5 protein-coding genes and 1 pseudogene are annotated in these 7,124 nt (G+C 62.9%); 2 read left to right on the forward strand and 4 right to left on the reverse strand.

Going from position 1 to position 7,124, the window contains the following annotated elements; translation table 11 throughout:
* Positions 1 to 2 precede the first annotated feature (2 nt).
* Together NKJ00_RS20250 and NKJ00_RS20255 are read right to left on the reverse strand one after the other, a co-directional pair.
* Positions 3 to 1,367 (reverse strand): NAD(P)-dependent oxidoreductase, encoded by a 1,365-nt coding sequence (locus NKJ00_RS20250; protein ID WP_352551720.1) that lies wholly within the window; start codon positions 1,365 to 1,367, stop codon positions 3 to 5.
* 129 nt (positions 1,368 to 1,496) lie between these two features.
* On the reverse strand, positions 1,497 to 2,225 hold the full coding sequence (locus NKJ00_RS20255; RefSeq protein WP_352630904.1) for a gamma-glutamylcyclotransferase: 729 nt from the start codon (positions 2,223 to 2,225) through the stop codon (positions 1,497 to 1,499).
* 165 nt (positions 2,226 to 2,390) lie between these two features.
* On the opposite strand from NKJ00_RS20255, the pseudogene NKJ00_RS20260 reads away from it, so the two are divergent.
* Positions 2,391 to 3,166, forward strand: a pseudogene (locus NKJ00_RS20260) (VOC family protein).
* A gap of 81 nt (positions 3,167 to 3,247) precedes the next feature.
* Here NKJ00_RS20260 and NKJ00_RS20265 read toward each other — a convergent pair.
* Complete coding sequence (locus NKJ00_RS20265; protein ID WP_352630906.1) at positions 3,248 to 3,736, reverse strand: hypothetical protein; 489 nt, start codon at positions 3,734 to 3,736, stop codon at positions 3,248 to 3,250.
* A gap of 200 nt (positions 3,737 to 3,936) precedes the next feature.
* Between NKJ00_RS20265 and NKJ00_RS20270 the strand changes: the two genes are divergently transcribed.
* Positions 3,937 to 4,329: a DoxX family protein gene (locus NKJ00_RS20270; RefSeq protein WP_128303442.1), complete on the forward strand. Its 393-nt coding sequence runs from the start codon at positions 3,937 to 3,939 to the stop codon at positions 4,327 to 4,329.
* A 112-nt stretch (positions 4,330 to 4,441) separates the two neighbouring features.
* On the opposite strand, the gene NKJ00_RS20275 is transcribed toward NKJ00_RS20270, so the two are convergent.
* The gene (locus NKJ00_RS20275) at positions 4,442 to 6,868 is read right to left on the reverse strand and encodes a GcvT family protein (RefSeq protein WP_352630908.1); all 2,427 of its coding nucleotides are present in this window, start codon (positions 6,866 to 6,868) and stop codon (positions 4,442 to 4,444) included.
* Between the last annotated feature and the right edge of the window lie 256 nt (positions 6,869 to 7,124).

Genomic DNA, 7,124 nt, shown 5'->3' on the forward strand with positions numbered 1-7,124 from the left:
GCTCATGCCCTCCCGTTCGAGGTCAGTGCCCGATTGATGCTCTCCGCAGCGTCGCGGCCCTGCGCGACCGCGGAGACGGTGAGGTCGTCGCCACCGAAGATGCAGTCGCCACCGGCCCAGACCCTGTCGAGCGACGTGCGCCCTTCCGCATCGACCTTGATGCGGCCGGCTTCAAGATCGATCGACGCACCGCTGCCATTAAGGGCGACCGGCACAAAACTCTGACCAATCGCCTTGAACACCTGGTCGGCAACGAGCGTCAGTGTCTCGCCGGTGCCGGCAAGCCTGTCGCCGTTCAGCGCCGTGTATTCGAGTTCGACGGCGGTGACCTTGCCGCCTTCGGCGATCACCCGCTTCGGCTGCAGCCAGTGGCGGATGCTGACGCCGTTGGCTGCCGCCAGATCCTGTTCGAATTCGGAAGCGTTCATGTGCTCCTGGCCGCGCCGGTAACAGATCGTCACCTCCTCGGCGCCGAGCAGCTTCGACTGTACGGCCGCGTCGATGGCCGTCATGCCACCACCGATGACGACGACGCGGCGGCCAACCGGCAGGCCGGAAAGGTCGCTGGCCTGGCGCAGTTCGGCAATGAACTCGACCGCGTTGATGACGCCGTCGGCCTCCTCGCCATCGGCACGCAGCGCGTTGACGCCGCCAAGGCCCATGCCGAGAAACACCGCATCGTAATTGCGGATCAGGTCCGACAGCTGGTAGTCGCGGCCGAGCGCCTTGCCGTTCTGGATGTCGATACCGCCGATCGCGGTCACGTAGTCGACTTCGGCTTGGGCGAAATCGTCGACACTCTTGTAGGCGGCGATGCCGTATTCGTTGAGGCCACCGGCCTTCGCGCGCGCCTCCAGGATGGTCACGTCATGGCCGTGGCGGGCGAGCCGGTGCGCGGCCGCAAGGCCGGCCGGCCCGGCGCCGACCACGGCGACAGTCTTGCCGGTCGGCTCGGCGCGCGGGTAGAACTGCTTGTTCTCGCTCATGGCGACGTCGGTGGCATAGCGCTGCAGGCGGCCGATCTGCACCGGCTTGCCTTCCGCCACCTCGCGCACGCAGACTTCCTCGCACAGCGTCTCGGTCGGGCAGACGCGGGCGCACATGCCGCCCAATATGTTCTGATCGAAGATGGTCTTGGCCGAACCGATCGGATTGCCGGTCGAGATCTGGCGGATGAACAGCGGAATGTCGATCGAGGTCGGGCATGCGTTCATGCACGGCGCGTCGTAGCAGAAATAGCAACGATCGGATTCGACCAGCGCCTCGTGGTGATCGAGCGGCGGATGCAGGTCGGAAAAATTGTCCGCATACTGGTCGGCCGAGAGCCTGCCGCCCGCAATGCCTTCCCTGAATTGGCCTTCTGGCATCGTCAGTTCCCCATGTTTTCTTTTGAGGAAGGCTAGCACGTTTTATTTTTTTATCAATTGGTCAATTTTCGGCACAAGCCCCTGAAAAGGCTCGACATAACATGATTTTTTTAGTCATGTTATTGGCAATTACGGCTGCGTTTGCAGCGTGAGCGAATGGCCGGACTCAAGTCCATGGCCATGGATAGCCCGGACCTCGTCCGCGACCAGTTGCTGCAATCGCCACAGATTGCGGTCGTGGATGCCGAACGCTTCAAGGTGGCTGACCGTGTTGTAGAGATACTCGGCGCCGGATCCGATATGCCCGCAGGCTCTGGCCAGCACGCTCGCCACTCTGTCCAACGGCTGGTTCAGCGACGTTCCCCTGCCCTTCACGCCGACCCAGAAGCCGAGCGCGCGCAGCGTGCCTTGCGGCGTATGCACCCGCAGCCAGCGGACCGTCTCGATGCTTTCGTGGTCGCTGATCTCGCGCCGCAGCAACCTTTCGATCTGCGCCGGTTTCTCGCCCTCCGGCAAGCGATAGATCACCCCGTTGCAGCGTCCGCCCCGTTCGAGCGCCATCATTAATCCCGGCTGCTCGGCGCTGCCGCGCCACCGCACCATGTCGAGGCAGAAGGACCTGTGCCAGCCAAAAGCCGTGGCGAGCTGTTGCTCGACCGACTCGAATTCCGGCTTCCAGATCAGCGACCCATAGGCGAACACCCATAGCGGTCCGTCATCGGCTTCATTGGACAGCCGCAAGGCAAGGTCTCGAAAGTCCTCGTCGTTCATGTCTGTCCAACTCGGATCCGGGCCGGGATCGGCCTCTTCCCGATGGCACAGTGCGACAAGCTCGGGCGTGAGCGACATCAAGCGCATGGACGACAACCCCTCATCACCGCAGAGAAATCGAAAACCAGAGCTCGCGCAACCAGGGAACGCTTGGCACACACACCCATTGTTGTCCGGGCGTGTCGGATTTCCGTCGTGAGGATCGTCCTAAGATGGACGACGATCGATCCATGAAAGGTGAGGAGACCGAAAATGCCGAAAACCCCGATGCCCTTCTTCTGGTACGAATTGATGACATCAGATCTCGACGCCGCCGAGGCGTTCTACACCCAAGTGGTCGGCTGGACGGCGCAGCCCTTCGATAAGGCACCCGGCATGCCGCGCTATATCGTGATGAATGTCGGCGAACGTGGCGTCGGCGGACTGATGACCTTGCCCGAGGATGCCGCCAAGATGGGCATGCCGCCTGCCTGGCTTGGCTATATTCACACCAAGGATGTCGACGCCGCCACGGCATCGCTGGAGAAAGCCGGCGGCACCGTTCACCGCCAGCCCGACGACATTCTGGGTGTCGGCCGCTTTGCCGTCGTCGCCGATCCGCAAGGCACGACCTTCATGTTCCTGCAGCCGAACGGTCCCGACCAGCCTGTCGTGCCGGCCGGCACGCCGGGCCACATCGGCTGGCACGAGCTTTATACGAGCGACTGGAAAGCCGCGTTCGATTTCTATTCCGAGCAGTTCGGCTGGATCGACGCCGGCGATTTCGACATGGGTCCGATAGGCACTTACCAGACTTTTACGGCTGGCCCCGAATCCGGCGGCGGCATCATGAACAAGCCGGAGCAGATCCCGGTGCCGGTCTGGCAATTCTACTTCACGTTGCGGCCATCGACGCGGCGGCCAAACGGGTCACCGACAATGGCGGCAAGATCCTGATGGGCCCGATGGAGGTCCCCGGCGGCAGTTGGATCGTCCAATGCCAGGACCCGCAAGACGCGCACTTCGCCTTGATGGCGCCAGTCCGCTGACCGCGATCGAAAACCGGTGACACAAAGCGCGGGTTTTCATCAGACCACCGATGAAGGCCTCTACCCCTGCCTGGCGCCGTCTCATTCCGGCGCCAGCACCGCAACCTTCAGCTCAGCTTTTTTCGCGCCGCTGAACTGGACGGTGGCCGGGCCGGGCGCAAGCTTGAAGCGCACGCTCTTGCGGATGCCAGGGCATGTTTTCACGCCACTATAGCCCGCCGACTTGATGGCCTGGCCATCCTGGATGACATCGATCCAGGCCTCCCCCGAGAGACTGATCTGGATGGCTCCCTCGGATGGCACTTCCACGCTGGCGACGGCCCCAAACGTGTCTGATGCCGGCGCACGTTCGGGCGCCACCGCAAAACCGACTTTCTCTACCGGCACCAGCGCCAGGTCCGCAGCCGCACCAACCGCCAGCGCCGCTCCGGACGGCGTTGCCGATGCCGCGGCAAACAGGGTCTGCTCCCGCGTCACCGGCCATTTGAAGGCCTCACAGCCGGCGTCCTCGGCCATGGCGAAGCTGGTGCCTGCGACGATCGCGAACAGGCTGATGACGACTTTTTTCATGGCAAGACCCCCACACATTCAGATTGTTGTACACGCATTAATACAACCATAGAGGTATTAATGCAACCCTGGCGAGAAACATTTGAAGGGAATTGGGAACATTCCCAATCACTGATTGTTGATGGCAAACCAGGGGAAATGAATGGTCCAATGCCGGGCGATAAACTATGGCCGATCCCGGAAGCTAAAGGGAGTTTTAGATGAAGCTTTTCGACGGCCTTGCCAAATATCAGCCGCAGGCACTCGGCATTCTGCGCATCGTGACCGCGCTGCAGTTCATCGAGCATGGCAGCCAGAAACTGTTCAACTTCCCCGTCAGCGCCGATCCCCACGCCCTTTCCGGGCTGACCATGACCGCCGGCATCCTCGAATTCGCCGGCGGCATCCTGCTGGCGCTGGGCCTGTTCACCCGGCCGGTCGCGTTCCTTCTGGCCGGCGAAATGGCGATCGCCTATTTCATGGCGCACGCGCCGCGCGACTTCTTCCCGGTCAACAATGGCGGCGATTCGGCGATCTCATTCTGCTTCATCTTCCTCTATCTGGTGTTTGCGGGCGCCGGCGCCTTCGCGCTGGACAACCGCCGCAGCGCCTGACGCCAGAAAGAGGATGCGGGCCTAGTGCACGTCGCCCAAAAGTGCCCGCGGTTTTGGGACAACGACATGTACAAAACAGGAATCTGAAGCGCTTCGGCTTTGCCGATGCGCTTCAGGCACGCATCCGTTCGAAATTGGCGTCGAAAAGCGGCACCACCTGAATGCGCGCCGCATGGCGCTTGCCCAGCAGCTCGATTTCGAAGCCGTCGCTCTCATCGGCGATCTCCTTCGGCACATAGCCGACGGCAACGGATTTCTTCGAATGATGCGCATAGCCGCCCGACGTCACCCAGCCGCGCACCGCACCATCGAACCAGATCGGCTCGTCGCCAATGACATCGGCATCGTCGGCATCGACGATAAAGGCGCGCAGGCGCAATTTGCCGCCCAGCTTGCGCTCGGCCAGCGCCGCGGCCTTGCCGATGAAATCGGCGTCCTTGCCGTAAGCAACGAAGCGGTCGAGCCCCGCTTCCAGCGGTCCGTAGATCGGCCGGTACTCGCGCCCCCATGAGCCGTAATTCTTGTCCAGCCGCAGCGCATTGAGCGCGCGCGAGCCAAACAGGCCGATGCCGAATTCCTCGCCCGCCGCCATCAGCGCTTGATAGGCGGCGCGCTGGTATTCCGGCGTCACCCAGATTTCGTAGCCGAGATCGCCGGTATAGCTCACACGGCCGACCAGGCACGGCGCCATGCCGATATCCATCCGGCCAATGGCCATGAAGGAAAATGCCGCATTGGAGACATCCGAACGCGTGGCCTTTGCCAGCACATCCCGCGCCTTCGGGCCGGCGATCGACAGGCCGGTGAGCTTCGCGCCCAGCGCTTCGATGCGGACTGATCCATCGTCAGGCAGGTGCTTCTCGAACCAGCGCATATGGTATTGCTCGGCGATGCCGGAGCCGGCGAGGAACCAGCCATCCACCCCCAGATTGGCCAGCGTGAAGTCGCCGATCAGCCTGCCGTCCTGCTTCAGCATCGGCGCCAGCGTCATGCGGCCGGGTTTCGGCAGTTTGCAGGCAAGCATCCGGTCGAGCCAGGCCGCGGCCCCCTCACCCGTCACCTTGTATTTGGCGAAGCTCGAAATCTCGGACAGGCCAACACCGTCGCGAACCGTCGCGACCTCCTTGGCGACCTGCGTGAAGTCGCTCGAGCGGCGCCACGAGAACTCGTCCTTGACGCCTTCCGGCGCGTACCACAGCGGCACTTCCAGCCCATAGGCAACGCCCCATTGCGCACCCCTGGCAGACAGCAGATCATAGACCGGTGTCGTCTTCAGCGGCCGCCCGGCGGGCAGTTCCTCATTTGGGAAGCGGATCGAAAAACGCCTGGAATAATTCTCGCGCACCTTGGCGTTGGTATAGGCCATCGTCGCCCAGTCGCCGTAGCGCGCGACATCCATCGCCCAGATATCGGCGCCGGGATCGCCCTCGATCATCCAGTTCGACAAAGCGAGGCCGACGCCGCCGCCTTGCGAAAAACCGGCCATGACGCCGCAAGCGACCCAGAAGCCCGGCAGGCCGCGCACCGGCCCGACCAGCGGGTTGCCGTCCGGCGCGAAGGTGAAGGGGCCGTTGATGATCTGCTTGATGCCGGTGTTCTGGAAGGCCGGGAAATGGCGGAAGCCGACCTCCAGCGACGGCGCGATGCGGTCGATGTCGGGCGCCAGCAATTCATGGCCGAAATTCCATGGCGTCTGGTATTCGGACCACGGCTTGTTGGCCTTCTCATAGGTGCCCATCAGCATGCCGCCGCGCTCCTGGCGCAGGTAAAGCTCGCCATCGAAGTCGACCGCGTGGATGATCTCGGTGCCGGTCTTGGCGTTCCAGGCGGCGACCTCCGGCATATCCTCGGTGATCAGGTACATGTGCTCCATGGCCAGCACCGGCAGTTCGAGACCAACCATGCGGCCGACCTCGCGCGCCCACAGGCCGCCGGCATTGACGACATGCTCGGCCACCACCTCGCCCTTGTTGGTGATGACCCGCCACAGCCCGTCGGGACGCCGCACAATGTCCTCGACCTTGGTGAAACGCTCCACTTCCGCCCCAAGTTTCCGCGCGGCCTTGGCATAGGCATGGGTGACGCCCGAGGGGTCGAGATGGCCGTCCTCCTTGTTTCTGACGGCGCCGACGAACTGCCTGGGGTCGAGCAGCGGCATCAGCTCCGCCGCTTCATTGGGTGAGATCTCCTCAAGCTCGATACCGAGATAGCGGCCCTTGGCTACGACGCCGCGCAGCCAGTCCAGCCGCGCCGCGCTTGCCGCCAGAAGCACGCCACCGGTCAGATGCACGCCGGTCGCCTGGCCGGAAAGCTCCTCGATCTCCTTGTAGAGGTTGATGGTGTATTTCTGCAGCTTGGCGACGTTAGGGTCGCCATTGATGGTGTGCATGCCGCCGGCCGCGTGCCAGGTCGAGCCGGACGTCAATTCGTCGCGTTCCAGCAGGACAACATCGGTCCAGCCGTGGCGGGCGAGATGGAACAGCACGGAGCACCCGACGACGCCACCGCCAATGACCACGACCTTTGCATGCGATTTCATGGATTTATCTCTGTTATCAATGAGTTGGATCGGTGGAATGAATCGAAATGGGAGGAGCCAAGCCGCCCCCCTCTGGCCTGCCGGCCATCTCCCCCTCAAGGGGGGAGATCAGCAGCGGCTGCGCCGCGACCCTCTTTTCAACATTGGTAGTTGGCGAAGAAGAACGTGCCAGCCAATCTCCCCCCTGTTTGGACCGGAGACATCGCGAACAGGTGTGCGAGGACATCGCGAACAGTTTGGCGTGCTTTGCGCCGGG

The organism is Mesorhizobium sp. M0227 (genome assembly GCF_040321855.1).
Lineage (GTDB): Bacteria > Pseudomonadota > Alphaproteobacteria > Rhizobiales > Rhizobiaceae > Mesorhizobium.